Below are 25,311 nucleotides of genomic sequence, written 5' to 3' on the forward strand. Positions count from 1 at the left end.
TCAGGCCACCAGTACCCAGGCGACGAGTGCGATCGTCACGAGGACGATCACGTATTTCAGGCCGCTCAGGAGGTCGGCATCGCGCATGTAGCCGCTGATGAACCCCGAGAGGATCGCCTGGAAGGTCACCGCGTGGAAGAACAACAGCGACAGCAGGCTGGTGTCGATGTTCTCCGCGAGGTCGGCGTCGTCGAGCGGGCCGCCAGCGCCGCCAGTGTCGACGTCCGTACTCGCCGTCGTCTCGAGTCCGGCGACGGTGTCGATGAACTGCGTCTTGAGGATGGCGATCACCGCGAGCAGCGTCATGAACGTCATGATGATGATGACGACCTGCATGCGCGTTCGCGATTTGCGGTCGCGTTCGATGTCGTCGTGGTTCTCGCTGGCTCGCGCCGCAGTGCGGAGGACGGCCGAAATCTGGTTCGACGCCTCCTGGGCTTTCGTGACGAGTTTGACGGTGCGTGCCAGTCTGGGAATGTGGTACTTGTTGTTGAACTCCGTCAGCGCCTCGGTGAGGCTCATCCCGTAGTTGACCTTCGTGTGCATCATCTCGAACTCGCGGGCGAGTTTCGAGTTCGTCGTCTCGGAGACCGACTTGAACGACTCGAGCAGCGTCAGCCCGGTATCGTTCGCACTCGAGAGCTTCCGGAGGTCGTCGGAGAGCGTGACGACGACGCGGGTGCGCGAGCGGACGTTCCACTCGCGGAAGATGGCGAGCGGCACCATCGTGATGTAGAGCGGAATGTAAACGTAGATGATCGTTCCCCAGACGGGGCTCTCGACGAGTTCGGCCCAGGACAGTGGCGCAGAGCCGCGTACCATCGCCGTCGCGACGATCACGAGCGAGGCTGGGACGGTCAGCGCCAGCGTCAACAGCGGGTTCTCCCGGAAGAAGATGTGGGGCCGACGCAGGACGGAAATCGTCTCGTGGGTGCCCTCACGGTTTTTGATCCGGTCGAAGATGCTGTACTCACCGGTGAAGCGCTCGACCAGGCCGAGGTCTAACAGCCCCTGGTTTCGCTCGCTCTCGATGCGGCGATTGTCCGGGCCGCCGGTGAGGTAGCCGTCGCCGGGTTCGTCGTGTTTGACCGTCGAAACCAGGACGATGAAGCCGATGCCCGTCATCGGGATGAGACCGTAGACGGTCATGTAGAGCATCTCGTTCGAGACGTCCGTCCCGGGAACCATCTGCATGATCACCATGATGATGATCAACAGCAGCGGGAACAGCGAGAGCGTCATGTACATCTCGCCGAACAGCTCGAGCGTCTCGAGGGTGAGTTCCTGTTGCTGTTTGGCGGTTCGCATGTGCTTTTCCTTCTTATCCTCGAGGAAGTGTTGCATGTCACCGCCACTGTTGACGATCGAGAGCATGTCGGTCAGAAACTGCGAGAGTTCGTCACTCGGCGTCTCGATCGCCTGTTTGCGGATCGCCGTCCGGTAGTCGATGTCGAAGTACTCCGTCTCCTGGACGATGCTCTGGAACTCCTTCGAGACCTCGCCGTAGGTGTCGTCGGCCTGTGCCATCGCCTCTAAGATCTCGAGCTGGTTGAGACCGCCGACCGAGAGCGCGTACATGAACGAGACGGAGTCGGTCAGCAGCATGTTGATCTCGCGCTTGCGGGCGGACGCACGCGAGTAGGGGACGGCGACGAGCGAGCCAAAGCCCATCGCGAAGCCGAGCGAGCCGAGAACCAGGCCGGTGAGCAACACCAGCGCGGGGTCGCGTCCGTTGAGCACGAGCCAGCGGACCGTCGGATTCTCCGGGATAGGCATTCCGAGCATTCCCTGGGTCTGGATGAGGCCCGTAAAGAACAGGCCGTAGCCGACCAGCAAGCCGAGCAGCCAGAGGAACAGTCCACAAATAAACCCGATACCGATGGCGCGCGAGAGGTACAACTCGACGGTATCGGTCATCCGCGCCTGCGCCAGTTTCAGTTCGACGTCCGCGACGAGCTGGCTGTCGCCGCTGAACAGCCGGTCGTACAGCGGGTAGAACGTGTCACCGAGCAGGTCAGACGTCCCCGTCCCCCCACCAGGAGCGGTGTCGCCGGGCGTCTTGAGGCTCATTCGTCGGCCTCCCGACGGTCGTCGTCCGCACTCGATTCCGACTCGTCGTCCGCACTCGACTCCGACTCGAACATCGACTCGTCGGTATCGACCTCTTCACCGAAGAGCGACTCCGCAGCCTCGTCGTCACCGAATATCGAATCGTCGTCGGAGTCGGTAAAGAGCGAGCCAGGAGACCGGTCGTCGTCACTCACGGCCACATCGTCGGAGCCGGTTGACGGGTCGTCGGAGCCGGCGAACGCGTCGTCGACACCGCTGTCGGTCGAGGCGTCTGTCGCCGTTTCCTCGCCGAAGATCGAACGCTCGCCGTGTTCGTCAGCCCCATCGTCTGTAGTGAACTCCTCGACATCGCCGAAGATCGACTCGAGGTCACCGCCGGGGAACATCTCGTCGAATTCGGCGGTCTCACTCGAGGGTTCGGGGTCGGCGTCGGTCGAATCGATGGCGGCCGAACCGCCGGAGAGGTCGGACTCGACGTCTTCGAGCGCCTGGTCCATATCGGAGAAGAGGGCATCGATGTCGTCACCGTCGGACTGCTCGGCCGTCGACTGGGCGCTCGTCCAGTCGGAGAAGTCGAACTCTGCGGATTCGCCGGCGTGTCCCTCGAGCGCGGGGGCGTCGAGTTCGAACTCCTCGAACTGGGGGCGCTCGTCGCTATCCTCGAGCGCCGACGGCGGTGTCGCGTCGGCGGTCTCGACTGCACCCACGGAAGCGTCGAGATCCGACGCCGACGCCGGTGCGGTGGCCGTCTCCGCCGCGTCACCCTCTTCGAGCGCCGGACGAGCGGGTGCGTCGGTGTCGCCAGCCGGTGTGTCGGCCGCGTCGTCGACGGCCCCATCAGCTGATGCACTCGCACCCTCCCCAGGACCGACGTCGCCGTCGTCGTCGAGCCAGGAGGGGGCTGTCGAACCGTCGTCGTCGCCGAACGTGAACGCCTCGTCGTCACCGAGGTCCCACGTGTCGTCGGACTCGGCGGTATCACCGAAGTCGAACTCGTCGTCGCCGCCGACCGTGATCGGGTCCGCCGGTTCGATACCGCCGAGCGCGCTCGCGAGACCGCTGACCGCACGCCCGCGGTACTCTTCGAACAGCGACTCCTCGGCACGCTCTAAGATGTCCATCGAGAGGTTGTACGTCTCGTCGGTCGCGTCCGGACGCGGGACGAGTTCTTCTTTCTCCGGGTCGACGTTGATCTGGACGCTCTCCATCTCCCGAAGGTCCTCGAGACTGTCCTCGAGCTGGCCGTTGGCGACGAGCGTCAGAATGGTGTCGGGGTCGTTGATGAATGCCTGGACGGTCGCGGCGACCTGCGCGTAGGTGTTGAGACCGTTCTTGATCAGGTAGGCGAGGATGACCTGCCGTTTGAACAGTTCCTCCTGGAGTTTCTCGTGGCTCCAGCCGCGGTCGAACTGGATCTCGGAGAGGGTGTTCGAGTCACCCATCTTGAGGTACTCGTCGGTTTCGGCCTGCCACTGGTAGACGTCCTGGACGTTGATCTCGTCGTGTTCGGCCTCGTAGTGGTTGATCTCGGTGAGCGACTTGTTTCGGCGGACCTTCCCACCCTGGACCCGTGTCTGGGTCTGGATCGAGACCAGGTCGAGCGCCGTAAACATCGTCTTCGAGACGTTGATCGGATCGGTCGTAAAGCGTTTGAGCACCTCGTCGACGGAGTCGGCGTGGAAGGTCGTGTAGGTCGTGTGGCCGGTCGACATGACCTGAAACAGTGTCCGTCCCTCCTCACCACGGATCTCACCCATCACGATGTAGTCGGGCCGCTGTCGGAGCGCGGCCTCGAGGAGGTCGAACTCGTCGACGTCGCCCTGCGCGTCGTCGTTGAACGACGGACGGGTGACGCTCGCGATCCAGTTTCGCTGGGGGAGTTCGACCTCGCGGGTGTCCTCGATGGAGACGATTTTGGTGTTCGAGGGGATAAACAGCGAGACGGCGTTGAGCGAGGTCGTCTTCCCGGACGCGGTACCCCCGGCGAAGATCAGGCTCTTGTGGTTCTCGATGGCCAGCCAGAGGAACGCCATCTCGTCGAGCGAGAAGGTGTTCCAGTTGATGAGGTCGACTGGCGTGAACGGCACGTCCTTGAACTGCCTGATCGTGTAGTTCGTCCCGTGGTCGGAGACCTCCTTGCCGAGCGTCAGTTGCGCACGCGAGCCGTCGGGCAGGGTCGCGTCGACCTGTGGCAGGCGCTTGCTGATCCCCTTCCCGGAGCGCTGGGCGAGTTTGACGACGAACCCGTCGAGGTCGTCCTCGCCGTGGTAGATGTTCGAAATGATCTGCTCGTACTCGGAGTGGTAGACGAAGACCGGTGAGTGGTAGCCGTCGACCGAGATGTCCTCGACGTTGATGTCGTGTTTGATGCCGTCGATGCGCTCGTAACCGATGAAATCGCGTTTGAGGTGGTACAGTAACTTCTCGACCTGGTACTCACTCAGGGTGTCGGAATCTTCCTCGAGCACGACCGGTTCGGGTCGGGTCTCGATCCCCTCGAGACGCGTCTCACTCGCGTCGTCGTCGGTCTCCTCCTCGTCGTCGAGCAGCGTCCGGAGCGTCTCGAGGAGACCGACCTTCTTCGCACCGCTCGTCCGCTCGAACAGGTCGTAGCGTTTCAACAGGCGGCGCGTCTCCGTCTCGATGACGTTCCGACGGCCGTCCTCGTTCGCCTTCTCTTTGATGCCGTCCTCGGAGTACTTGATCGCCGTCCTGAGCTTCCCCGAGAGGAATTCACGAAGTTCGACCTCGATCTCGTTGAAGTACGGTTCGACCATGTAGTACTTCTTCTCGTTTTCCTTCTCGGAGTGGAAGATGATGACGAACGCGTAGGGCTTGTTGACCCAGTAGCGCTCGACCTCGCGGTAAAATCGCTTCTTCCGGAACGAGACCGCCTTCTCGAGGTCGTAGCGGTTGACGACGGTCGTGTGGCCTTCGTCGGTCGAGAAGAACTCGTCCTCGTCGAAGTCCTCGCGAACGTTGACGGTACGTTCGTCGACGAGTTCGTCGAGTTCCATCGCCCTGTTCCCACACTCGAAGAGCGTCCGCCGGATGTCGACTGCCGCCGGGTCGGACTCGGTCGAATCGTCGTCTTCCTCCTCGAGGTCGAACCCGAGGGCGTCGGCCTGGTCGAACCGCTCGATCTCACCGTCGCTCGTTCGCGGCCGAGCGCCGTCGCCGTCGTAGTAGTACTCCCACTTGTAGTGCTCCCACGTGTAGACGTCCTTGACCACGGGGGTCGTCTCCGGGTCGACGTACTCGAGAAACGCTTCCTGGAGCACGTTCGCGTTCGGAACGAACACCGACCGTAACAGGTCGGGGAGGTCGTCCGGGTGATAGCCGAGGTGGGTCTCGGGGTCGAAATCCACCCGGTCCCAGTCACGCCCGGTAGGAACGGTCCGTTCCTCGCCCGTATCGAGACCGAGTTGGTCGTCGGGCGTCGTCTGTCCGTCTGGGTACAGCGTCGATACCTCGTCTGCGTACCCGTGCTCGCGCATGTATTCGGCCCACGTGTACGCACCGACGCGGATCGGAGACCCCTCCACCGGCACGTGCGGGGGATCGCCGTCCGTCGACGGCGGTGACGCCTCGGCGTCAGAAAAATGTGCGCCACTTGAGTGGTCGGCCTCGTCAATAGCCATTGACACCCACCAACCGTTCACCCAACAAAAAATTCATCCACGCATTACCATCTTTGATAATCACACATAGCCTCGTTCCGATCATTGTTGTATCACCGGGTCACGCTGCCGGGTTCCGCAACGCACGCGATAGATCCCCGTCCATCTGAAGAGCATCCTCGCCGAGGAGACTTTTAATTTACGGCTACGAAATGACATGGATAGAATACGTATTTGCCCTGCATAATTATCACTGGTGACACGAATCCTCGCCGACCGAGACGAGTACCGGCGGGCGCGCCCGTCAAGGTTATAACCTCGCCGAGTATAACGGCGACACTACCCGCGATGGTTCGAAGAAAGACACTCAGTCCGTGCGGTCCAAAAGACAAAGACGACAACTACCGCAACGCGCACGTCAATCTCCACGAGGACGAACTCACCGTCGCCGGCATGGAAATCGGCGAGCGAGTACTCGTGCGCGTCCGCGACAACCGGATCGTCATCCAGCGGACGGACCGCTAAACGCGAGGGTTGACCGTCGGCCGACGGCGTCGAAGGCCGACGCAACTGGCGCGCTCGAGGGCTGCCCTGCGGGCGAACGGACTCTGAGCGACCCACTCGAGACTCGACGTGGACTCTCGAGGGAATTCTGCGACGCGACTTCCGTGTGCGACTGCGAAGAGTGGGACCCGAGTGCTTTCAGTTCGCTGCGCGCGACCTCTCTGATTAGAATCCCGCTCGGTCCGTAACAGACGCTCACGGTCGTTCGCGCCTGTTACGGGCGTGACGGGAGTGAGCGGGCGCAGAGCGCTCGCGAGCTACGTCACGTCCGCGAACGGAGTGAGCNACGGTCGGACGTGCTCGCTTCGCTGCGCGCGACCTCCCTGATTAGAATCCCGCTCGGTCCGTAACAGACGCTCACGGTCGTTCGCGCCTGTTACGGGCGTGACGGGAGTGAGCGGGCGCAGAGCGCTCGCGAGCTACGTCACGTCCGCGAACGGAGTGAGCGGGCGTGACGGGATTCGAACCCGCGATCAGAAGGTTAGGAACCTTCTGCCCTCTCCGCTAGGCCACACGCCCCGAGTGGGGTAAAAAGCGTCAGTTCGGGTTCGTCTCGGTGTCGGTTTCGGTAACCGTGTTGGACTCAGCCCCCGCCTCGGCCCCCTCGGTGCTGACAGGCTCGCCGTCGATTTCTTCGTCCTCGACGCTTTCGAAGCCAGTCTGGCGCATCTCTTCGAGTTCAGTCTCGACCTTTTCTCGCCCCTTCTGGAATTCGCCCATTGCCTCGCCCGTCGAGCGCGCGAGTTTCGGGATCTTGTTCGCCCCGAACAGCAATATGGCGATGAAGAGGATGATCAACAGTTCCGGTCCCCCTGGCGTTGGCACGAACAGGGGTGCGATGTCAGTTGCCATCTCTATACGTCGCTTAAGCGCTGGCAATTATAACCTTTTTGCTCCAACCAGTCAACCAAGAATCATAGTTCGAGCCGCCGACTGTCACGGCGTTCGGATCGACGGTACCGATCGCGAGACGCCGACGGCCCGACCGCACTCACGCCGACGAAACGAGTGGAGCACAGACAGGTTCGACTGCAGAGCCGTTGCCGAACGAAACGGTCTTTTCTCCGAACACACAACCCTCGAGCGATGCCACGAACAGGCGACACGGCCCCCGACTTCACAGCACCGCTCGCGACCGGCGACGTCGAATCGATCACGCTCTCGGAACGGCTCGAGGAAGGCGGTCCGCTCGTCCTCGCGTTCTTCCCCGGCGCGTTCACCGGCGTGTGTACGGCAGAGATGTGTACCTTCGAAGACCGACTCGCGGCGTTCGAGGACCTCCAGGCAGCCGTCTACGGCGTGAGCGTCGACTCGCCGTTCGCGCTGAACGCCTTCCGCGAGGAGAACGACCTCTCGTTCGACCTGATCAGCGACTTCGAGAAGGAACTCATCGACGAGTACGACGTCCGCATGGATTTCGAAGAACTGGGCGTCTACGGCGTCGCCAAGCGCTCGGTGTTCGTCGTCGACGGCGACGGTGAGATCACCTACGCGTGGGTGAGCGACGACGCCGGCGTCGAACCCGACTACGACGAGGTCGAGCAGGCAGTCGAAGCGGCCATCTGATCGGGCCCGCCCGTCGGAGTGTTTTTCTCACCAGCGGCCGACCGTTCGGGTATGAGTGATGCAACATCCCCCGAGACGGGTCACCGCGTCTACGACCCCGACGCCGAGCACGCCTTCCCCACCGAGAAACTCCACGAGGTGCTCGCGTTCGTCGACGCCGACGAGGAGATTCAGACCTACCTCGAGGCGCAGAACGTCAACGCGGTCGACCGGATGCGCTACAACGACCACGGCCCGAAGCACATCTCGATCGTTCGCAACCGGGCGCTCTGTCTGTACGACCTGCTCAAGGCGGGCGGTGTCGAGTTCAACGGCGCGCGCGAGCAGGGACTCGAGGAGGCCGACGAGGCGGTGATCATCGCGCTCGCGGCGATGTTACACGACGTCGGCCACGTCGTCCACCGCAACGACCACGCCTACTACTCGATTCCGCTCGCCTCAGACATCCTCGACCGGATCCTCCCCGAGTTCTACGACGTTTCAGAACGCGTGCGCGTGAAAGGCGAGACGCTCCACGCCATCCTCTGTCACCACTCACACGAACTGCCGCTGACCAAGGAGGCGGGCGTCATCCGGGTCGCCGATGCCCTCGACATGGAGCGCGGGCGCTCGCGAATCCCCTACGAACAGGGCGGGCGCGGGATCAACACCCTCTCGAGTCAGGCGATCGATCGCGTCACCCTCCGTGAAGGCGAGAGCCGGCCGGTGCTGGTCGAAATCGCGATGACGAGCGCCGCAGGCGTCTACCAGGTCGACAACCTGCTGAAGGCGAAGCTGCGCGACTCTGGTCTCGAAGACGAGATTCGGATCGTCGCGGTCAACACGAACGAGAACCGCGACCAGCTAGTCGAGCGGATCGAACTCTGATGGGCGAAGACACACTCGAGCGGCGGAGGGCCGACGAGTCATGACCGACGAGGAGGAGTGGACCGACCCGGTACTCGAGTCACGGGAGGTCGATCGGACGCGTCTGGCCGTCCGGTTGGCGTGCTCGTTCGCCACGTTGCTCGTCCTCGTCGTCCTGACGCGGGGCTTTCTCGCGGAGGCGACGGCGGCGCTCTGGCCGCCCACGGAGCCGACCACGCAGTGGCTGACGCTCGTCTCGTTGCACGCGTTCGCCTACGTGCTCGTGCCGCTGCTGGTCGGCTCGTTCGTCGCGGACGTCGCGCTCGAGCGTGTGCGCGCGTAGTGGAGTCGTACGGTGACGGAAGAAACGGACCTACGCAACGCCGTACCGGCCGTCCTCCTGGTGGAGTAGGCCGCGTTCGCGAAGCGTCGCGGCGATGCGAAGGACGGAGCCTTTGTCGATGTGGAGCGCCTCACAGACGTCGTCGGCTGTCGCACTGCCGCGGACGGCGACGTAGAGGTAGACGAGTTTCGCACGTGCCGACTCGAGTTCTGCTGGGATCGAGACGTCCTCCTCGTAGGCCACGGATGCGTTCATACAGAACAGTCCCGACTTCGACGATAATAAAACCTACTCTCGACGATCGACGTAATATTTCGCGCACGTTGGTAACACACCCGCGCGAATCCGGTCTCGAGTGGCTGACGTGGCGCTCAGGCGGCCGGAAGGGTGTGACGATCGTCGTTGTTAACGATCGTTCATTCCCCGTGAGCGGACTGCTTTTGTAGGTTCACGGGATGGGAAATACACGATGTCGACACAGTTGACGATGCTGGCGCTTCTCACCGGGTTGCTCACCGGTGGCCTGTTTCGGTTCCTGAACATTCCGATTCCCGCGCCGCCGGAGCTGCCGGGGCTGATGGGAATCGTCGGCATATACGTCGGCTACAGGATCATCGACCACTTCGACGTCGGCGTCGACGTACTCGAGGCACTCGGGATGTGATCGGCGACCGGAGAACGTCGGCCGGCTGTGAACCGCGCCGGGCGATCAGTACGAACGGATTTTCGGCTCGTAGGTCTTGTCCTCGCCCTCGAGGATGACCGGGCGGTACCAGATCGACGGCTTGCCGCCGTTCCAGGAGATGAGGGTGTGTTTGAGCCAGTTCTCGTCGTCTCGAATCTGGTTCTCCTGACGCCAGTGTGCGCCACGGAACTCGTTTCTGACGAGCGCACCGAGCGCGATGGTCTCGGCGACGTCGATCAGGTTGCGCGTCTCGTAGGTCATCTGGAGGTCCGTGTTGAACGTCCGCGAGGGGTCGGCGACGTAGACGTCGCGGTACTCCTCTCTGCACTCGCGGATGACGCGAAGGGCGCGTTTGATTCCGTCCTCGTTGCGGAAGACGTTGACGTCGGCGGTCATCGCCTGCTGGAGTTTCGAACGGATCTCGGCGTGCTGGATGCCCTCGTCTCTCTCCATCAGGTACTCGACGCGCTTGCGCTCGGTCTCGACGGCCCCCTCGAGCACGCCATCAGTGTCTGCGAGCTGGCCGCCGTCGGCGACGGCGTCGTCACCAGTCTCGGCGAGACCGGTCTCGCCGGGCGCGATCGGCAGCTCCATGTCCTCCTCTTCGACACCCTCGCGGTAGCCGGTCTCGATCTGTGCCTCTCCGAGGTCCTTGCCGGCGGCGTGGTAGCCGGCGCGCTTGCCGAAGACGACGAGTTCCGGCAGCGCGTTACCGCCGAGGCGGTTCGCGCCGTGGACGGAGACGCAGGCGCACTCGCCCGCGGCGTACAGCCCGGTGATGCAGGTCTCGCCGTTCTCGTCGGTCTCGATCCCGCCCATCTCGTAGTGCTGGCCAGGTTTGACCGGCATCGGTTCGACCAGACCGTCGACGCCCTCGAAGTCCTCGGCGAGGTGGAGGATGTTCTCGAGTCGGTCGACGATGCGCTCGGCTCCGAGGTGGCGCATGTCGAGGTGGACGTACTCGTCTTCGACGCCGCGGCCCTCGTTGACCTCCGTCAGCTCCGCACGCGAGACCACGTCACGGCTGGCGAGTTCGCCCGCGTTGTTCGCGTAGCCGTGTTCGAACATGAAGCGCTCACCCTCGTTGTTGTAGAGAATGCCACCTTCCCCGCGGACACCTTCGGAGATCAACACCCCCGTCGAGGGGAGCGTCGTCGGGTGGAACTGGACGAACTCCATGTCCTCGAGCGGGACGCCCGCGCGGTAGGCGATGGCGTGGCCGTCGCCGGTACAGGAGACGGCGTTGGTGGTGTGGTCGAACGCCTGGCCGGGACCGCCGGTCGCGAGGATGACCCCACGGTTGGCCTTGAAGCCCTCGACGGCACCGCTCTGGACGTCGTAGGCGACGACGCCGTGGCAGGTGCGGTCGTTCGGGTCCGGTTCGTCGCTCACGGCCAGGTTCATCACGTACCACTCGTCGTAGACCTGGATGCCGCGTTTGACGACCTGTTCGTAGAGGACGTGCAGCAGGTGGTGGCCCGTCTCCGCGCCCGCGTAGGTCGTCCGCGGGAACGAGAGACCGCCGAACGGTCGCTGTGAGACCGTCCCGTCTTCCTCACGCGAGAAGGGCATCCCCCAGTGCTCGAGCGTGATGGTGTCTTTTGGGGCGTCCTTCGCGAGGGTCTCGATGGCGGGGGCGTCCCCGAGGTAGTCCGACCCTTTCATCGTGTCGTAGGCGTGCAGTTCCCAGTCGTCGCCCTCGCGCAGTGCGGCGTTGATTCCCCCTTCGGCCGCCCCGGTGTGGCTGCGGACCGGGTGGAGTTTCGTGACCATGGCCACGTCCGCTCCCGCTTCGTGTGCGGCGATGGCGGCCCGGAGTCCGGCACCGCCAGCGCCGACGACGATGACGTCGTGTTCGTACATTGTAATCACCAGAATTTCAGGTTCTTCTTGACCGCTTCCCGCTTGAGCTCCTGAATGTGCTCGGTGAGCGGGATGTCTTTCGGGCACACCTCGGTACAGGAGAACTGGGTCTGACAGCGCCAGACGCCGTGTTCCTGCTCGATGATGCGCAGTCGGTGCTCTTTGATCTCCTCGTCTTCGCGTTCGTCCATCGCGAACCGGTAGGCCTTGTTGATCGCGGCGGGACCGAGATACTGGTTGTCGCCCGCGGCGATGTTACACGAGGACATACAGGCCGCACACCAGATACAGCGCGTGCTCATCTTGACCTTCTCGCGGTTCTCCCGCGTCTGGCGCTGTTCTGCTAACTCGCCCGCCGGGAGGTCCTCCTGCTGGAAGTAGGGCTCGACCGAGTGCATCTGGTCGTAGAAGTGCTCCATGTCCACGACGAGGTCTTTGACGACCTCCTGGTGGGGCAGTGGCTCGATGCGAACCGGCTGGGAGAGTTCCGATAGCTGGGTCTTACAGCCGAGACGCTGTGAGCCGTTGACGAAGAAGGCGTCGGAGCCACAGATCGCCTGCCGACAGGAGTGTCTGAACGTCAGCGACGGGTCGAACTCGTCTCGAGCGTAGATGAGCGCGTCGAGGACCGTCATCCCGCGGGTGTAGGGGACGTAGAAGTCGTCGAAGCGCGGTTCCTGTTTCGCCTCGACCTCGGGGTCGTAGCGGAACACCTTGATGTGGACGGTGTCGCCCTCGAGTTCCGTCTCGTCGGCGGCGCGTTCGCGCGCGGCCAGACCGTCCTGTTTGCGCTGGAGACGCGCCTGCTGGGGCGAGGACTGCGCTTTCATCTCGTGGCTCTCTGGCGGTACTTCGGCGGCCTCCGGGTCGGTCTCGGGGGCCTCTTCGGGTTCTTGCTGTTGTGTACTCATATCAGACCATCCCTCGCATGACGAGTGCGACGTAGACTCCCTGGATGACGAGCGCCAGTCCCGCGAGCGTCAGGACGGCGAGCACGACCTTCTTCGGTGTGCCCGACAGTCCCTGGTTGACCAGTGCGTTGTAGACGCCGTTGATGCCGTGGAACGCTGCGGTGATGAGAAAGAGCACCATCGTCAGGAAGTAGCCGAGGTCCTGCATGCGCATCTGGGTGCCCTGCCAGGTGATGTCGGCGGCGTGGTTGACGAAGTGCAAGAGGAAGAAGTGGAACGCGAGCACGACGACGAGAAACGCCGCCGTGATGCGCTGGAGAAGCCACATCGTGCCGCCGGGCGTAAAGGAGGAGTAGTGTTCCGCCATCAGAGACCCACCCCCTGCATGAACGTCGGCACGCTGGCGACGACGATGATCCCCGTGAGGACCAGCGACGCGTAGAAGCTCTTATCCTGTGCCTCGAGTCCGATACCGAGGTCGACCATCAGCAGGCGACAGCCGTTCAGGATGTGGAAGACGGCGACGGCGAGCAAGCCGACCTCCATCACGCGGACGATGAAGAGGCTCTCGAGACCCTGTAACGTCCCCGTGTAGGCATTGACCGTTTCCCCACCGACGACGATCGTCTGCCCGTCGGCTGCGGCGATCGCACTACTCAGTACGGCGATGTGGGTGAACAGGTAGCCGATGAGGATCCACCCCGTGAACTTGTGGAAGATCCACGCCCACATGCCCGCCGAGAACTCCTTCCACCGCCCGAAGTCCTCGATGAGACCGCGATTGTAAGACTGACTCATACTCTCACCCCGAGGGTTGGACCCTGGGGGTATAGAGGTTACTTTCCTCACTCGCCATCCCGGCACACGAATCGACGTTCGTGACGAACTACCGGGAGGTAACGGACGAATACGCAAAAATCCGGCAATCGGTGCGAAGGTGGCCACCGCGAGATGGCTCACTTGACGCTCTCGACGAACGGCCGGGGATCAGCGTACTCGCGCTCGAGTGCGTGGAGGGTGTCCTCGCTGAGACCGACCAGGTGACACAGTGGGTTGCCGGGGTAGACGACCGGATTCTCGAGGACGCCGACGAGCAGACCGGTGAAGGGGGCGTCGACGGTGACGATGTCCTCTTCTTCTTTGAACGGGTTGGTGATGGTACCGATCACGTCGCCCTCGTGGACGAGGTCGCCGCTGCCGACTTTCATGTCGACGATGCCGCCCGCGTCGGCGCGCAGCCAGGTCTTCTCCTGGTCGTCGCTGATGACGGTTCGCCAGCCCGGCCAGTGGACCGACGAGTCGGGGTGGAGACCGAACTCCGCGAGGACGCTCGCGACGCCGGTGAGCGCGCGGTCGATCAGCCGCCGCTGGAAGCGGTGGGCTTCGCCCATCTCGATGGTGATCGTCGGGATGCCGGCGTCGGACGCCTCCCGGCGGAGGGTTCCCGACGCGCCCTCACCGGCGATGATGACGTTCGAACTGAACGCGTGAGCGAGGCGTTTGACCTCGGGTTCGTCCATGTTCGCCCGGACGTGGAGCATGTTGGTCCGCCCGCGCGTAGAGGTGTGAAAGTCGATGCCGAGATCACACGGTTCGATGAAGTTGGTGAAGATACGGTGGGCCATCCGGTTGGCGCTCGTGCTGTCTTCTCGTCCGGGGAACGAGCGGTTCAGGTCGCGGTCGTAAATCGGCAAGTACCGTTGCTGGGCCAGGAAGCCGGGGACGTTCAACACGGGCAGGCAGACGAGCGTCCCGTGGAGGTCGGCGTGGCTCCAGTCGTGGGCGACCTCGCGGACGACCTCGATACCGTTGAGTTCGTCGCCGTGGGAGGCCGCCGAGAGGAAGATCGTCGGACCCGGGTGTTCGCCGTTGACGACCGTCACCGGAATCCTGACCGGGTCACCGAGGTAGGTCTCGCTGATACCGTAGCGGATGTTCACCGACTCGCCGGGGTCGACGCGTCCACCGTTGTAGGTGAACACGTTCTCGTCGTCTGCGTCGATTCGATCGGGTGGGGCCGACGGGGAGAGATCGTCGCTCATTGTCCCCCTCTCTGAGGGGAGAAGTATAAATGATGTGCCACAGCGACGTGAGCGCACGCACCGGCCGAGACGCTGGCGTTGCGACTCGGCGACCACCTTTAGTACCATGCTACCGTAGCACACGCTATGAACCTCCGGGACGCCACCGAAGACGACGTCGAGGCGATCCGAACGGTCGCGAGCCGATCGCTCACCACCTCATACAGCCACTTCCTCGCGGACGAGACCATCGACGACGCCGTCGCCTCGTGGTACGGCGAGTCGTTCGAGGACGAACTCACGAGCGACGGAACCGTGATCGTCGTCGCCGAGACCGACGACGGCGTCGTTGGTTTCGCCCAGAGTGAACTCGTCGGTGAGGGGCACAACACGGGCCAGATCCTCTGGATACACGTCGACCCCGACCACCGCGGAGACGGGAGTGGCGTGCGGCTCCTCGCACGAACGCGCGAAGAACTCCTCGAGTCGGGCGCGGACCTCATCCGCGCGACGGTACTCGAGCGAAACGAGGAGGGCAACGAGTTCTATCGGAGCCACGGCTTCGAGGAGGCGGGAACGGTCGAAATCGACGTGGGTGACGAAACGCACACGGAGAACGTCTTCGTCGAGCGTGACTTCGACGCGGCGGACGGAGACGATGGCTGGCGCTCGCTCACCCCCGTCGCGACCGGCAACGGCGACGGCGAGGTCTACGTCAGCTACGGCGAAGTCACTCGAGGGTCGGACGCACCCTTTTATACGGCCTACGAGAGCGACGAGGGGACGCGCCGGTACGGCTGGTTCTGTGGTAACTGTGACTCACTCGACAACGCGATGGACGCGATGGGGCGCATCGAGTGTAACGTCTGTGGAAACCGCCGGAAGGCGACCCGGTGGGACGCGTCGTACCTCTGAACGAGAACGAGTGTGGCGCCATCGGTGAATCCGGACGGCTCACCGCCCGAGGTGGCTGTACACAGGTGGCAAGGCTGAGATAACTGGCAACGCTTTTCCGACGGGGCGGAGAGTATCGAGTAATGAGCGCCGAGGAGTCCGTCCGCGTTGGGGTACTGAGTCTACACACGAGCAAGGAGTCGAAGGCGATCTGTAACGCAATCGAAGACCTCGGCCACCATCCGGAGTGGCTCAGAGCGGAGAATACGATGATTCGAGTCACCGACGGGACGGTCACCCTCGAGCCGGAAGTCGACGTGGTCGCCAACCGGATGCTCCTCTCGAACACTGAACAGCCCTGTGAGGAACTCGGTCTCGCGAACACGCTGGCACAGCTGGTGCCGATGCTCAACGAGCCACAGACGACACTGACGTCGTTTCACAAGCTCTCGACGGCGACCACCCTCGCGGCCAACGACATCCGCGTCCCCGACGTGCTCCTCTCACTCAGCAGCGATCGACTCAACGCCGCCCGCGGCGATTTCGGCGACGAAGCGGTCTACAAGACGGCGATCGGCACCCACGGCGGCGGCACCTGGAAGGTCGGGCCGAACGAGGCCGTCAACGCGAAGGTCGGCAACCGATACGCGTTCTTACAGCGACTCATCGAGCGGGACAACGAACGCCACCGCGACGTACGCGTCTACGTCGTCGGCGGCGAGGTCATCGGGGCGATGTACCGCTACGCGCCCGACAACGACTGGCGGACCAACGTCGCCCTCGGCGGCGACGTCGAGGACGCGACGAACGAACTCCCCGACGAGGTCGCCGAGATGGCCCGCCGGTCGACGGAGGTCACTGGCCTCGACTACGCGGGCGTCGACCTCGTCGAAGGAGAAGACGGCTGGTTCGTCCTCGAGGTCAACCCGACGGCGGGCTTCAAAGGACTGTTCGAGGCGTCCCGCATCAGCCCAGCACCGTACATCGCCAAACTCGCCATCGAGCGGGCGGGCGGGACGGTCGACGACGACCGCGTCGAGCAGCTCTCGACGACGCTCGACGATTCGATGCCGTCGACGATGCCCGTCCCGATGACGACCGACAACGGCGAACCCACCGTCGTCGGCTACACCGAAGAGGTCGTCCTCTCGGGCACCCGCGGCTCGAAGTCCATCTACGCGAAGTCGGACACCGGCGCGACCCGAACCAGCATCGACACCCGCCTCGCCGCCGACATCGGCGCCGGTCCCATCAAATCGATCACGCGTGTGAAATCCGGCAGCCGAAAGACCTCGCGGAGCCGACCCGTCGTCGACGTCGTCGTCGGCGTCGGCGGCAACCAGCACACCGTCACCGCCAGCATCGAGGACCGCAGCCACATGGATTACCCCGTCATCCTGGGCCGGGACATCTTAGAGAACTACCGCGTCGACGTCGGCCGCCGCGTCGACCGCGACACCCCCGACAGTCCCGAAGAGGAAGAAGAAGACCTCGAGTGATCGCTCACGGTGACACCGGTCCGGCTCAGGGCTCGTCGTGGCCGCGTAAGACGACCTCGTCGTCGGTGATGTCCTCGATTTCCGTGACCGAGACCGGGTAGGCGTCCCGGTCGGGTTCGCCCCAGTTGAACCGGGCTTTCAGCCGGTCCGTGAGACCTGCCTCCGGATCGATGTAAAAGCGCTCCTCCTCGATATCCGCGACGATACCCACCTGCTCGCCAGCGGCGTCGACGACCGCCTTCCCCCGGTCGTGGTCGGCCAGCTGTATCGGCTCCTCCGCCCCGGCGGTGTGAGCAGGCTCACCCTCGACGGGCGCTGTGTCCGCGTCGGTAGGCGTATCGGCTGGCGACGTGGCCGCCGGGTCGGCTCGCGGACCGCTCGCCTCCGCGTAGTCACCCACGTCGAGCAGTTCCGCGTCGATGAGCGTCCGGTCGACGACCTCCGTCTCGACGATTTCGGATTCCTCGAGCGTGAACACGAGGCGGCGGCGGTCTCTGACCTCGGTCTCGAGCGTCCGGCGCTCGACGACGCGGCTCTCGATCGTCTCACCCTCGGTCCGGCGCGTCTCGATGCGCCCCTCCTCGAGGTAGGTGTCGACGTCGCCGCTCGTGTGTACCACGTCGCTCTCGACGATCGCCCGCTGGATCGTCTCGTCACCCACCCGGGTCCGGGCCCCCTCGAGTTCGAGTTCGTCCCGCTCGTCGACGTCCACGTCCACGTCGACGATCCGGCTCTCGACGGTCAGTAACTCGAGTTCCTCGATGGTGTCGATGCGACGCTCCTCGACGAAGACCTCGAGGACGCCAGCGGTACCGACCTCGAGTGCGTCGTCGGTGAGGAACTCGACCTCGATCGGATCGCGCTCGAGTATCTCGGTCGCGACGACCTCCCGGTCGACGAGTTCGGTGTCGATTAGTTCTGTCTCGATCGTGTCCGTCTCGACGATTTCGCGCTCGACGACGCGTGTCTCGACGAGTTCGGTCGTCACCGTCTCCCCCTCGCGGAGCGCCGCCTCGAGTCGGTCGTCCTCGAGCGCCGACCGGTCGAGCATCGCCTCGCGCTCGAGCAGTTCGACCGACTCGAGACCCTCGTCGCTGTCGCGGTAGACGAATACCAGCCCCTCGTCTTCGATGGTCGAAAAGAAGGTCTCCCACTCGAGTTCGTCGTACTCCTCGCCGAGGCGGTCGCGTGTAGCCACCGTGTACTCGTGTGAGGTGGCCGTCCGGTCGTCGGGTTCCGAGGCGTCCGTGCGACGGGTCGCCGGAACCGCGTCCCGGTCGTCGAGCCAGCGCCTGATCTCCTCTCGGTCCGTCGTGACGCGCCGTTCGTGTGGATTCTCGCTCATCGCCCGCGTGAGTACGGCAGTCACGACTTAGCTCAGCAGGGTCGTTGTCGCCGGTCAGTGTGCGATTCAGCGAGCGACAGCGCCCGCCCCGGAACTGGAGCCGACCGCGAGCGCGAGTAATACCCGATTGGTCGGCGGTGCCACCGCCCGAAGGCACGCGGCGCAGGCGTCAGCGGTTCGAGCGCGGGTGCGTCCGACTCGCGTGACCGTTTCACTCCCGAAACGAGTCGCTGTCCGCGAGAGCGTCGCTTTTGGTCCGTCGGCCGCTAGACGGGCCATGGACGAACTGCGGCGCGATCCGGTGATGGCGGGACTGATCGAGGAACACGGCCCGCTCGAACTCGAGCCAGCGGCCGACGAGTTCGAACGCCTCGTCGTCTCGATCATCAACCAGCAGATGTCGACCGCCTCGGCGACGGCGATTCGCGAGCGCGTCTTCAGCCGGGTCGAGATCACGCCCGAGGGGCTGCTCGCCGCCGACGCGGCGGTGTTGCGCGACGCTGGACTCTCCACACAGAAGGTCGAGTACGTCAGAAACGTCGCGCGGGCGTTCCGGGAGCGGGACCTCTCGGCGGCGCGCTTCGCCGACGAACCGGACGAGGTGGTGATCGACGAACTCACCGACATTCGCGGCGTCGGCCCGTGGACGGCGAACATGTACCTCATGTTCGCGCTCGGACGGCCCGACGTCCTCCCGCTCGGCGACCTCGCCGTCCGACGCGGCATCGAAGCGCTCTACAACGACGGTGCGAGCCTCACCCGCGCGGAGATGCGCGAGATTGCCGCCGCCTGGCGACCGTACCGCTCACTCGCGACGCTCTACATCTGGGCGGCCTACGAAGCGCCCGACTCGAGCGTCTGACCGTCTCACAGCTCCATCAACCCCTCGTAGGTCGTCGTCCAGTCACACTCACCGCAGCCGAAGTCGCGCGATCGTTTCCCGAAGTCGACGTTCTCGGAACCACATTTCAGGCAGCTCTCTACCGTGGGCATACAACTCGATTAGTTACACTAGTTTATAAAACTCCGTTACTACGGCTCGAGTTATCGCTCACCGGGAGTGTGTGGGCGAGGTGAGCGTGTGGAGGCGACGGAGGCGAGGCGAACTCGAGTGAACGCGGGTGTGGGATGGGACAGAGCGAAAGGCGAGTCCAGGCGGTGAGTCGACTCGAGAGCATCGAGAGCCACCTGAGCGGGAGGAGCGCGACGGGAGCGTAGAGACCCAGTGAAACCCGCTGAAAGGTAGTGACTACCAAAAGCCGGTAGTAGCCCCATCGAGTGGTGGCTGGTGGTCCAGTGTGGTATATAATGGTAGTGTATGCTAGGACCATCCCACAGGTGCAAACACCACCGAAGGTGACCATACACTACCCCACAGTACCAACGAATATTCACACCAAACCGCTAGCGGGCGGTCGGTTAGGGTCCGTATTCAGGGGTAGGGTTAAGCGCGTCCGCCACTATGACTGATACATGACACCCGTACGCGTCGCCGGCGTTGGACTCACGTCGTTCGGGACCACCCCCGAACGGACGAGTCGCGACCTCTTCGCCGAGGCGGCCACCGCGGCGTTCTCCGACAGCGATGTCCCCCGCAGCGACGTCGACGCGGTCCTCTACGGCAACTTCATGGGTGAACTGGCCGAACACCAGGGCCACCAGGGACCGCTGATGGCCGAAGCCGCGGGCGTCGCCGCCCCCGCGACCCGCTACGAAGCCGCCTGCGCCTCGAGCGGCGCGGCCGTCCGCGACGCCGTCGTCCGTCTCCGAAGCGGCGTGGACGACGTCGTCCTCGTCGGCGGTGCCGAACGGATGACCAACCTCGGAACCGCGGGCGCGACCGAAGCGCTCGCCATCGCGGCCGACGACCTCTGGGAGGTCCGCGCCGGGATGACCTTCCCCGGCGCGTACGCGCTGATGGCGCGGGCGTACTTCGAGCGCTACGGCGGCACTCGGGAGGATCTCGCCCACGTCGCGGTGAAGAACCACGCGAACGCCCTCGAGAACGAGAAGGCCCAGTACCAGCGCGAAATCGGCGTCGCGGACGTACTCGAGGCCCCGATGGTCTCCTCGCCGCTCGGTCTCTACGACGCCTGTCCCATCTCCGACGGCGCGGCGGCGCTCGTCCTCGTCAGCGAGCGCTACGCCGACGAGCACGGACTCGACGTGCCGGTGGCGATCACCGGCACCGGCCAGGGCGGCGACCGACTGGCGCTCCAGGACCGAACACACCTCGCGCGGACGCCCGCCGGGCGCGAGGCGGCCGAGGCGGCCTACGCCGACGCCGGCATCGGCGCCGACGCGGTCGACCTCGCCGAGGTCCACGACTGTTTCACCATCGCCGAGGCGCTCGCACTCGAGTCGGTCGGTCTCGTCCCCACCGGCGAGGCCATCACGGCCGCTCGAGACGGCCTGACGACGGCCACCGGAGCGCTCCCGGTGAACCTCTCGGGCGGGCTGAAGGCGAAGGGCCACCCCGTCGGCGCGACCGGAGCCTCACAGATCGCCGAGATGGCGCAGCTACTGCGCGGCGACCACGTCAACAGCGCGGCGGTTCCCGACGCGACCGTCGGTCTCACCCACAACGCGGGTGGGACGGTCGCGAGCGCGTTCGTCCACGTCCTGGAGGTGAGCCGATGAGCGACGACCCCGTCGGCGACGCCGGATTCGACGACTGGCTCGAGGCGGTCACAGCGGGACGGGCGTACTACCTCGAGTGTGAGAACGGCCACGGCTCGCTCCCGCCTCGCCGGGTGTGTCCGGAGCCGGGCTGTGGCTCGACGGTCCTCGAGGAGCGACCCCTGCCGGAGACCGGCGAACTCGAGACCTACACGGTGACGACGGTGGCGACACCGGCGTTCGCCGACGACGCACCCTACGCGATCGCAATCGCGGACTTCGGACCCGTCCGCATCACCGGGCAGGTCGTCGACGTCGACCCCGCCGAGGTCGAGACGGGCCAGCGCGTCGCGTTGACGGTTCGGACCGCCGGGACGACCGGCGACCGGGTGGTCGCACTCGAGGTCGTCGGAGACTGACGCGGTGGCCCCAGCTGTACCCGACGGCCGCTCAGGCGTGCTCGAGCCGTGCGAACGACTCGGTGAGAAACGCCCCGACGGCATCCGGCTGTTCGAGGTGGACGAGGCGACCGGCGGCGTCGACGACGGCGAGGTCAGCGTTCACCGCCTCGGCCAGCGCCCGCCCCTCCTCGAGCGAGGGGCGGTCGGTCTCCCGCCCCCACAGGAGCGTCACGGGCGTCTCGAGGTCGGAGAGAACGGCCGTGAGATCGCTGGCTGGGTCGAGGTCGCCGCCGAGGAGCGAGGCGGGGGCGAACCGAGCGCCCGGCAGACGTGCGCTCTGGCGGGCGTACTCGAGGTGTGAGTCCGGGACGGCCGCCGTCTCGTGACAGCCTCTCTGCAGCAGGTAGCGTCCCACCGGAGCGCTCGCTATCGCGTCGAAGAGGAGGGTCCCGAGGACGGGCGTGCGCACCAGCGAGCGGAGCCAGCGCCGTTTCGAGGCAGTGTCGACGACCGGACAGACCAGAACGAGGCGCTCGAGCGACGACTCACGTGCGGCGAGCGCCGCGAACGCGGCGGTACGCGAGGGGGCCAGAACGATCGGATCGTCGGCCACCTCGGCTGTGAAGTCGCGGAGGAACTCCGTGTAGAGCGTCGTCGAGTAGACGAGCGGCGGCCGATCCGACCGGCCGAAGCCGGGGAGGTCGACCGCGTAGACGTGAAAGTCGTCGGCGAGGCGTTCGGTGAGCGGGCCGAACTCGTGGCTCGTGGTCCCCGGCGTTGGACGGTGGACCAGGAGGAGGTCGGGAGCGTTCGGGTCGCCCACGACGGTGTAGGCGACGTCCATCCCCCGCCAGCGGTAGGTTCGCTCGACGCCGGAGAGCGGCGATTCGAGGTCCCCAGTACGCCGTCGCAGGAGCCGGTAGGTGAGCGCCCCGGTCGCGAGTGCGACGGCACCTCCGGCGAGTGAGCGGCGGTTCATACGGGACGTTCGACGGAGAGGTCCTTAGTGGTGGGCGGTCGTGACGGCGAGCGCGACGAGCGACGAGGTGCGCGTCACTCGAGCAGCGCCTCGAGGTCACCCTCGGCGCGGTCGCGAACGTCTTCGTCGGCCAGACAGCGCTCGAGCGGCTCGACGAGCGCGTCGACGAGGCGGTAGGGGTCGCTCCGGCCGTCGGCGACCGCCTCGGCGAGGGCGTCGACGCCGCCGACTGTCTCGAGTTCGCGCGCGACGAGCGCGCCCAGGTCGTCTCGCAGGAGGGCTTCGATGTCTGCGCCGTGGCGGGCGCGCCGACGGGCCGCCAGTTCGCCCGAGCGCTCGAGGTAGGTGCGGTGGTCCTCGAGCGACTCGAGCAGTGCCGAGAGACCGGTCCCCCGCGTGGCGACGGTCTCGAGCACCGGCGGCGACCACCCCTCCTCGAGATGGTCGTCACCGTCGGGGTCCGAGTCGTGGCCCGCTACCCCCCGAACGCCGTGGTGGCCGGCGTCGTGTGCGGTGAATCCGCTGGTCCCGCCGTCGCCGCCGGGACCGTGAGCGCCGACCTGGAGCATCTCCTGCAGTTCCTGGACCGTGCGGTCTGCGCCCTCGCGGTCGGCTTTGTTGACGACGAAGCAGTCGGCGATCTCGAGGATGCCCGCCTTCAGCGTCTGGACGGTGTCGCCCGCGCCTGGCGGGACGAGGACGACGACGGTGTCGGCGGTGCGGACGACGTCGATCTCGTTCTGGCCCGCACCGACGGTTTCGACGAGGATGCGGTCCTTGCCGAAGGCGTCCATCGCGACGACGGCGTCGGCGGTCGCACTCGAGAGACCGCCGAGGCGGCCGCGGGCGCTCATCGAGCGGACGAAGACGTCCATGTCGCCGACGGTCGACGCCATCCGGATGCGGTCGCCGAGGACGGCCCCGCCGGAGAACGGCGAGGAGGGGTCGATCGCCACGACGCCGACGGTCTCGCCGCGCTCGCGGTAGTGTTCGGCGAGTTTGTCGACGAGCGTCGACTTTCCGGCCCCGGGACTGCCGGTGATGCCGACGACGGTCGCGTTGCCCGTGTGGCCGTAGAGCGCCGAGACGAGACCACGGTAGCCGGGTGCGCGGTCTTCGATCCGCGAGATGGCCCGCGCCAGCGCCCGGTGGTCGCCCTCGAGCAGTCGCTCGAGGAGGGCTTCGTCGGCGTCGTGGAGACCGGCGTCGCTCATCGATCGTGTCCGCGCGCGGGAGCGTGCTCTCTGACGAAGTCGATGGTCTCGTCGATCGGCGTGCCGGGACCGAAGACGGCGGCGACGCCCGCCTCGAACAGCGCCGGGCGGTCCTCCTCGGGGATGACGCCGCCGACGAGGACGAGCGTGTCCTCGGCCGCGCCGTAGGACTCGAGACCGTCGACGATCTTGGGGACGAGCGTGTTGTGCGCCCCAGAGAGAATCGAGATGCCGAGAACGTCGACGTCCTCCTGGACGGTCGCCTGGACGATCTCCTCGGGTGCGTTGTGCAGGCCGGAGTAGATGACCTCGAAGCCGGCGTCGCGGAACGCACGGGCGACGACGTGTGCGCCGCGGTCGTGGCCGTCCAGGCCGACCTTCGCGACGAGACAGCGAATCGAGCGCCGCTCACCGTCGTGTTCGTGCTCCTGTTCGCTCATAGGCACTCATTCACACGCGAGCAGTTTCACTCTACCGGAGACGGGTCACGCTGTGATCCGACGCGAGCGCCGCGCTGGGCGCTGTCAGTTTGGTCTGAGATACTATCACGAGGGCGTGAAGATTCCCCTGAACCAAAGGCTAAAGAGTGGAACTGACCAACATTCGTATAATGACTACCGTTCATCTACTGCGGAGGGATCTCTCGTGGGCGTCGAGATAAAAGAGACGCGAGTGAGCGATGCGGAGTTCGAAGAGATGAAACACTTCGTCTTCGAGTACCTCGCCGCCAGCGTCGAGAAAGAGAGCGAGGGCGGCCGGATGCGCTGGTATCCGTGGCACTCGGCGGAGTACCGCCACAACCACATCCTCAACGTCGTCTCCCTCGCCGAGCGAATCGCCCAGAAGGAGGGCGCAGACGTCGACGTCACCCGCGTCGCCGCGCTCTTTCACGACGTGGCGAAACTCGAGACCGACCAGGAGCGCCACGCCGAAGCGGGCGCACACGTCGCCCGCGAGTACCTGGAGGCGCGCGGGGAGTTTCCCGAGTCGTTCATCACGCAGGTCTGTCGTGCCATCGAGCAACACTCCTACCAGGGTGACCTCCAGGAGGTCACCCTCGAGAGCCAGTGTCTGATCGAGGCCGACTTACTCGACAAGATCGGGGCGAACGGCACGGCACTCATGCTGTTGCGCATGGGCTACGAGGCGCGGACGCACATGGAGACCGACGAGATGGTCGACCGCGTCTTAGAGCGCGGTCTCGAGGCGGCGAGCCAGGTCCAGAGCGACACCGCAGAGAGCATCGCCCACCAGCGACTCAAGCGCGTGCGCTGGTTCCGCGAGTGGCTCGAGGACGAAATCGCCGGGATGGGCTGAGTTGCGAACGACCGACGACGTTAACTGACCTGTCCCCGTCGTCTCGGGAGAGATGGTTGGGTCGCTCGAGCGAGCGCTCGAAGCGGACGTCGTAGACGCCGCCGAGGAGAACGCGACGACGCCGATACACGTCTACGCGCTGTTCAACGACTACCCACCAGCCCCGGCCCTGTACGGCGAGTTCGACGTCGCCGTCGACGGACGGGTCGTCGACATCCCCGTGATCGTCCACAACTTGCGCTACTACGAACTCGGGATGGCCGAGTGGGACGTCGGTCTCGTCGAACTCATCGTCCTGAACGAACTCCACGAACTCACCCACTGGGCGATGACCGACGAGGAACGCACGTTCGTCGACCGACGAAGCCGACGCACCCGCCGGCCGGACGGCGACTGGTTCAACCCGACGCTGCTCGAGGTCATCGACTCGTTGCCAGGGCAGTATCCGCCCGTCGTCGAGCGGCCGCTGGTCACCTCGAGGGTCTCGCGGCTTCGCGTACGGATTCGCCACCTGCTCACTCGTCTCTGGAAGCGAGCGCGCGAGTGAGCGAGAC

Annotated in this window: 26 protein-coding genes and 1 tRNA gene; 12 read left to right on the forward strand and 15 right to left on the reverse strand. The window is 65.1% G+C overall.

The features are described from left to right. Both N0B15_RS00940 and N0B15_RS00945 read right to left on the reverse strand, forming a co-directional pair. Positions 1-2,070, reverse strand: a complete 2,070-nt coding sequence (locus tag N0B15_RS00940) for a type II secretion system F family protein (RefSeq protein ID WP_263005124.1) — start codon at positions 2,068-2,070, stop codon at positions 1-3. Continuing rightward, a complete protein-coding gene (locus N0B15_RS00945) occupies positions 2,067-5,711 on the reverse strand; it encodes an ATPase, T2SS/T4P/T4SS family (protein ID WP_263005125.1) in 3,645 nt (1,214 codons plus the stop codon). The genes N0B15_RS00940 and N0B15_RS00945 overlap by 4 nt, the downstream gene beginning before the upstream one ends. Positions 5,712-6,038: 327 nt before the next feature. On the opposite strand from N0B15_RS00945, the gene N0B15_RS00950 reads away from it, so the two are divergent. Beyond that, on the forward strand, positions 6,039-6,215 hold the full coding sequence (locus N0B15_RS00950; protein WP_263005126.1) for a hypothetical protein: 177 nt from the start codon (positions 6,039-6,041) through the stop codon (positions 6,213-6,215). Positions 6,216-6,700: 485 nt separating this feature from the next. Here the strand turns inward: N0B15_RS00950 and N0B15_RS00955 are convergent. Continuing rightward, positions 6,701-6,773: transfer RNA gene (locus tag N0B15_RS00955), tRNA-Arg, on the reverse strand. An 18-nt stretch (positions 6,774-6,791) separates the two neighbouring features. Continuing rightward, positions 6,792-7,106 (reverse strand): twin-arginine translocase TatA/TatE family subunit, encoded by a 315-nt coding sequence (tatA, locus tag N0B15_RS00960; RefSeq protein ID WP_263005127.1) that lies wholly within the window; start codon positions 7,104-7,106, stop codon positions 6,792-6,794. 234 nt (positions 7,107-7,340) lie between these two features. Between tatA and N0B15_RS00965 the strand changes: the two genes are divergently transcribed. The 3 genes from N0B15_RS00965 to N0B15_RS00975 are packed head-to-tail and all read left to right on the forward strand — an operon-like array spanning position 7,341 to position 9,009. Next, complete coding sequence (locus tag N0B15_RS00965; protein ID WP_263005128.1) at positions 7,341-7,820, forward strand: redoxin domain-containing protein; 480 nt, start codon at positions 7,341-7,343, stop codon at positions 7,818-7,820. 51 nt (positions 7,821-7,871) lie between these two features. After that, positions 7,872-8,687, forward strand: a complete 816-nt coding sequence (locus tag N0B15_RS00970; protein ID WP_263005129.1) for an HD domain-containing protein — start codon at positions 7,872-7,874, stop codon at positions 8,685-8,687. Positions 8,688-8,727: 40 nt separating this feature from the next. Then, positions 8,728-9,009: a hypothetical protein gene (locus N0B15_RS00975; RefSeq protein ID WP_263005131.1), complete on the forward strand. Its 282-nt coding sequence runs from the start codon at positions 8,728-8,730 to the stop codon at positions 9,007-9,009. Positions 9,010-9,039: 30 nt separating this feature from the next. Here N0B15_RS00975 and N0B15_RS00980 read toward each other — a convergent pair whose 3' ends face one another. Beyond that, entirely contained in the window at positions 9,040-9,264 is a 225-nt protein-coding gene (locus N0B15_RS00980; protein WP_263005132.1) for a helix-turn-helix domain-containing protein, read from the reverse strand. Between the two features lie 214 nt (positions 9,265-9,478). On the opposite strand from N0B15_RS00980, the gene N0B15_RS00985 reads away from it, so the two are divergent. Beyond that, entirely contained in the window at positions 9,479-9,673 is a 195-nt protein-coding gene (locus tag N0B15_RS00985; RefSeq protein WP_263005133.1) for a XapX domain-containing protein, read from the forward strand. 45 nt (positions 9,674-9,718) lie between these two features. Here N0B15_RS00985 and N0B15_RS00990 read toward each other — a convergent pair whose 3' ends face one another. The 5 genes from N0B15_RS00990 to N0B15_RS01010 form a co-directional block, all read right to left on the reverse strand. Beyond that, on the reverse strand, positions 9,719-11,557 hold the full coding sequence (locus tag N0B15_RS00990; RefSeq protein ID WP_263005134.1) for an FAD-binding protein: 1,839 nt from the start codon (positions 11,555-11,557) through the stop codon (positions 9,719-9,721). 5 nt (positions 11,558-11,562) lie between these two features. After that, complete coding sequence (locus tag N0B15_RS00995; protein ID WP_263005135.1) at positions 11,563-12,468, reverse strand: succinate dehydrogenase/fumarate reductase iron-sulfur subunit; 906 nt, start codon at positions 12,466-12,468, stop codon at positions 11,563-11,565. A gap of 1 nt (position 12,469) precedes the next feature. Beyond that, on the reverse strand, positions 12,470-12,835 hold the full coding sequence (locus tag N0B15_RS01000; RefSeq protein WP_263005136.1) for a succinate dehydrogenase/fumarate reductase transmembrane subunit: 366 nt from the start codon (positions 12,833-12,835) through the stop codon (positions 12,470-12,472). Further along, positions 12,835-13,266 (reverse strand): succinate dehydrogenase, cytochrome b556 subunit, encoded by a 432-nt coding sequence (gene sdhC, locus N0B15_RS01005; protein WP_263005138.1) that lies wholly within the window; start codon positions 13,264-13,266, stop codon positions 12,835-12,837. Before sdhC ends, N0B15_RS01000 begins: the two co-directional genes overlap by 1 nt. Positions 13,267-13,424: 158 nt before the next feature. Continuing rightward, on the reverse strand, positions 13,425-14,510 hold the full coding sequence (locus N0B15_RS01010; protein WP_263005139.1) for a succinylglutamate desuccinylase/aspartoacylase family protein: 1,086 nt from the start codon (positions 14,508-14,510) through the stop codon (positions 13,425-13,427). A gap of 126 nt (positions 14,511-14,636) precedes the next feature. Between N0B15_RS01010 and N0B15_RS01015 the strand changes: the two genes are divergently transcribed. Continuing rightward, positions 14,637-15,404: a GNAT family N-acetyltransferase gene (locus N0B15_RS01015; RefSeq protein WP_263005140.1), complete on the forward strand. Its 768-nt coding sequence runs from the start codon at positions 14,637-14,639 to the stop codon at positions 15,402-15,404. 122 nt (positions 15,405-15,526) lie between these two features. After that, positions 15,527-16,882, forward strand: coding sequence for a putative ATP-dependent zinc protease (locus tag N0B15_RS01020; RefSeq protein ID WP_263005141.1), 1,356 nt, complete (start codon positions 15,527-15,529; stop codon positions 16,880-16,882). 25 nt (positions 16,883-16,907) lie between these two features. Here N0B15_RS01020 and N0B15_RS01025 read toward each other — a convergent pair whose 3' ends face one another. Then, positions 16,908-18,251 carry a hypothetical protein gene (locus N0B15_RS01025; protein ID WP_263005143.1) on the reverse strand — a complete coding sequence of 448 codons (1,344 nt, stop codon included), beginning with the start codon at positions 18,249-18,251 and terminating at the stop codon, positions 16,908-16,910. A gap of 253 nt (positions 18,252-18,504) precedes the next feature. Between N0B15_RS01025 and N0B15_RS01030 the strand changes: the two genes are divergently transcribed. Beyond that, the gene (locus N0B15_RS01030; protein ID WP_263005144.1) at positions 18,505-19,089 is read left to right on the forward strand and encodes a DNA-3-methyladenine glycosylase family protein; all 585 of its coding nucleotides are present in this window, start codon (positions 18,505-18,507) and stop codon (positions 19,087-19,089) included. Positions 19,090-19,094: 5 nt separating this feature from the next. Here N0B15_RS01030 and N0B15_RS01035 read toward each other — a convergent pair whose 3' ends face one another. After that, positions 19,095-19,220, reverse strand: a complete 126-nt coding sequence (locus N0B15_RS01035) for a hypothetical protein (protein ID WP_263005146.1) — start codon at positions 19,218-19,220, stop codon at positions 19,095-19,097. A 480-nt stretch (positions 19,221-19,700) separates the two neighbouring features. On the opposite strand from N0B15_RS01035, the gene N0B15_RS01040 reads away from it, so the two are divergent. Together N0B15_RS01040 and N0B15_RS01045 are read left to right on the forward strand one after the other, a co-directional pair. Then, entirely contained in the window at positions 19,701-20,867 is a 1,167-nt protein-coding gene (locus N0B15_RS01040) for a thiolase C-terminal domain-containing protein (RefSeq protein WP_263005147.1), read from the forward strand. After that, a complete protein-coding gene (locus N0B15_RS01045) occupies positions 20,864-21,265 on the forward strand; it encodes a Zn-ribbon domain-containing OB-fold protein (protein WP_263005148.1) in 402 nt (133 codons plus the stop codon). Before N0B15_RS01040 ends, N0B15_RS01045 begins: the two co-directional genes overlap by 4 nt. Before the next feature lie 31 nt (positions 21,266-21,296). On the opposite strand, the gene N0B15_RS01050 is transcribed toward N0B15_RS01045, so the two are convergent. The 3 genes from N0B15_RS01050 to N0B15_RS01060 all read right to left on the reverse strand — a co-directional run bounded on the left by N0B15_RS01050 (position 21,297) and on the right by N0B15_RS01060 (position 23,880). Beyond that, positions 21,297-22,226 (reverse strand): alpha/beta fold hydrolase, encoded by a 930-nt coding sequence (locus N0B15_RS01050; protein ID WP_263005150.1) that lies wholly within the window; start codon positions 22,224-22,226, stop codon positions 21,297-21,299. A gap of 74 nt (positions 22,227-22,300) precedes the next feature. Then, positions 22,301-23,440: a methylmalonyl Co-A mutase-associated GTPase MeaB gene (gene meaB / locus N0B15_RS01055; protein WP_263005151.1), complete on the reverse strand. Its 1,140-nt coding sequence runs from the start codon at positions 23,438-23,440 to the stop codon at positions 22,301-22,303. After that, complete coding sequence (locus N0B15_RS01060; protein ID WP_263005152.1) at positions 23,437-23,880, reverse strand: cobalamin B12-binding domain-containing protein; 444 nt, start codon at positions 23,878-23,880, stop codon at positions 23,437-23,439. Before N0B15_RS01060 ends, meaB begins: the two co-directional genes overlap by 4 nt. A gap of 205 nt (positions 23,881-24,085) precedes the next feature. Here N0B15_RS01060 and N0B15_RS01065 point away from each other — a divergent pair, with 205 nt between their 5' ends. After that, positions 24,086-24,757 (forward strand): HD domain-containing protein, encoded by a 672-nt coding sequence (locus N0B15_RS01065; protein ID WP_263005153.1) that lies wholly within the window; start codon positions 24,086-24,088, stop codon positions 24,755-24,757. 52 nt (positions 24,758-24,809) lie between these two features. Then, entirely contained in the window at positions 24,810-25,304 is a 495-nt protein-coding gene (locus N0B15_RS01070; RefSeq protein WP_263005154.1) for a hypothetical protein, read from the forward strand. The last annotated feature ends 7 nt before the right edge of the window (positions 25,305-25,311 follow it).

Origin of the sequence: Natronobiforma cellulositropha, from assembly GCF_025629245.1 — an archaeon.
Lineage (GTDB): Archaea > Halobacteriota > Halobacteria > Halobacteriales > Natrialbaceae > Natronobiforma > Natronobiforma cellulositropha.

Excerpts from the sequence above, each read along its gene's own strand:
- N0B15_RS00940 (WP_263005124.1), bottom strand. The coding sequence starts at position 2,070 with ATGAGCCTCAAGACGCCCGGCGACACCGCTCCTGGTGGGGGGACGGGG.
- N0B15_RS00945 (WP_263005125.1), bottom strand. The coding sequence starts at position 5,711 with ATGGCTATTGACGAGGCCGACCACTCAAGTGGCGCACATTTTTCTGAC.
- N0B15_RS00950 (WP_263005126.1), top strand. The coding sequence starts at position 6,039 with ATGGTTCGAAGAAAGACACTCAGTCCGTGCGGTCCAAAAGACAAAGAC.
- tatA (WP_263005127.1), bottom strand. The coding sequence starts at position 7,106 with ATGGCAACTGACATCGCACCCCTGTTCGTGCCAACGCCAGGGGGACCG.
- N0B15_RS00965 (WP_263005128.1), top strand. The coding sequence starts at position 7,341 with ATGCCACGAACAGGCGACACGGCCCCCGACTTCACAGCACCGCTCGCG.
- N0B15_RS00970 (WP_263005129.1), top strand. The coding sequence starts at position 7,872 with ATGAGTGATGCAACATCCCCCGAGACGGGTCACCGCGTCTACGACCCC.
- N0B15_RS00975 (WP_263005131.1), top strand. The coding sequence starts at position 8,728 with ATGACCGACGAGGAGGAGTGGACCGACCCGGTACTCGAGTCACGGGAG.
- N0B15_RS00980 (WP_263005132.1), bottom strand. The coding sequence starts at position 9,264 with ATGAACGCATCCGTGGCCTACGAGGAGGACGTCTCGATCCCAGCAGAA.
- N0B15_RS00985 (WP_263005133.1), top strand. The coding sequence starts at position 9,479 with ATGTCGACACAGTTGACGATGCTGGCGCTTCTCACCGGGTTGCTCACC.
- N0B15_RS00990 (WP_263005134.1), bottom strand. The coding sequence starts at position 11,557 with ATGTACGAACACGACGTCATCGTCGTCGGCGCTGGCGGTGCCGGACTC.
- N0B15_RS00995 (WP_263005135.1), bottom strand. The coding sequence starts at position 12,468 with ATGAGTACACAACAGCAAGAACCCGAAGAGGCCCCCGAGACCGACCCG.
- N0B15_RS01000 (WP_263005136.1), bottom strand. The coding sequence starts at position 12,835 with ATGGCGGAACACTACTCCTCCTTTACGCCCGGCGGCACGATGTGGCTT.
- sdhC (WP_263005138.1), bottom strand. The coding sequence starts at position 13,266 with ATGAGTCAGTCTTACAATCGCGGTCTCATCGAGGACTTCGGGCGGTGG.
- N0B15_RS01010 (WP_263005139.1), bottom strand. The coding sequence starts at position 14,510 with ATGAGCGACGATCTCTCCCCGTCGGCCCCACCCGATCGAATCGACGCA.
- N0B15_RS01015 (WP_263005140.1), top strand. The coding sequence starts at position 14,637 with ATGAACCTCCGGGACGCCACCGAAGACGACGTCGAGGCGATCCGAACG.
- N0B15_RS01020 (WP_263005141.1), top strand. The coding sequence starts at position 15,527 with ATGAGCGCCGAGGAGTCCGTCCGCGTTGGGGTACTGAGTCTACACACG.
- N0B15_RS01030 (WP_263005144.1), top strand. The coding sequence starts at position 18,505 with ATGGACGAACTGCGGCGCGATCCGGTGATGGCGGGACTGATCGAGGAA.
- N0B15_RS01035 (WP_263005146.1), bottom strand. The coding sequence starts at position 19,220 with ATGCCCACGGTAGAGAGCTGCCTGAAATGTGGTTCCGAGAACGTCGAC.
- N0B15_RS01040 (WP_263005147.1), top strand. The coding sequence starts at position 19,701 with ATGACACCCGTACGCGTCGCCGGCGTTGGACTCACGTCGTTCGGGACC.
- N0B15_RS01045 (WP_263005148.1), top strand. The coding sequence starts at position 20,864 with ATGAGCGACGACCCCGTCGGCGACGCCGGATTCGACGACTGGCTCGAG.
- N0B15_RS01050 (WP_263005150.1), bottom strand. The coding sequence starts at position 22,226 with ATGAACCGCCGCTCACTCGCCGGAGGTGCCGTCGCACTCGCGACCGGG.
- meaB (WP_263005151.1), bottom strand. The coding sequence starts at position 23,440 with ATGAGCGACGCCGGTCTCCACGACGCCGACGAAGCCCTCCTCGAGCGA.
- N0B15_RS01060 (WP_263005152.1), bottom strand. The coding sequence starts at position 23,880 with ATGAGCGAACAGGAGCACGAACACGACGGTGAGCGGCGCTCGATTCGC.
- N0B15_RS01070 (WP_263005154.1), top strand. The coding sequence starts at position 24,810 with ATGGTTGGGTCGCTCGAGCGAGCGCTCGAAGCGGACGTCGTAGACGCC.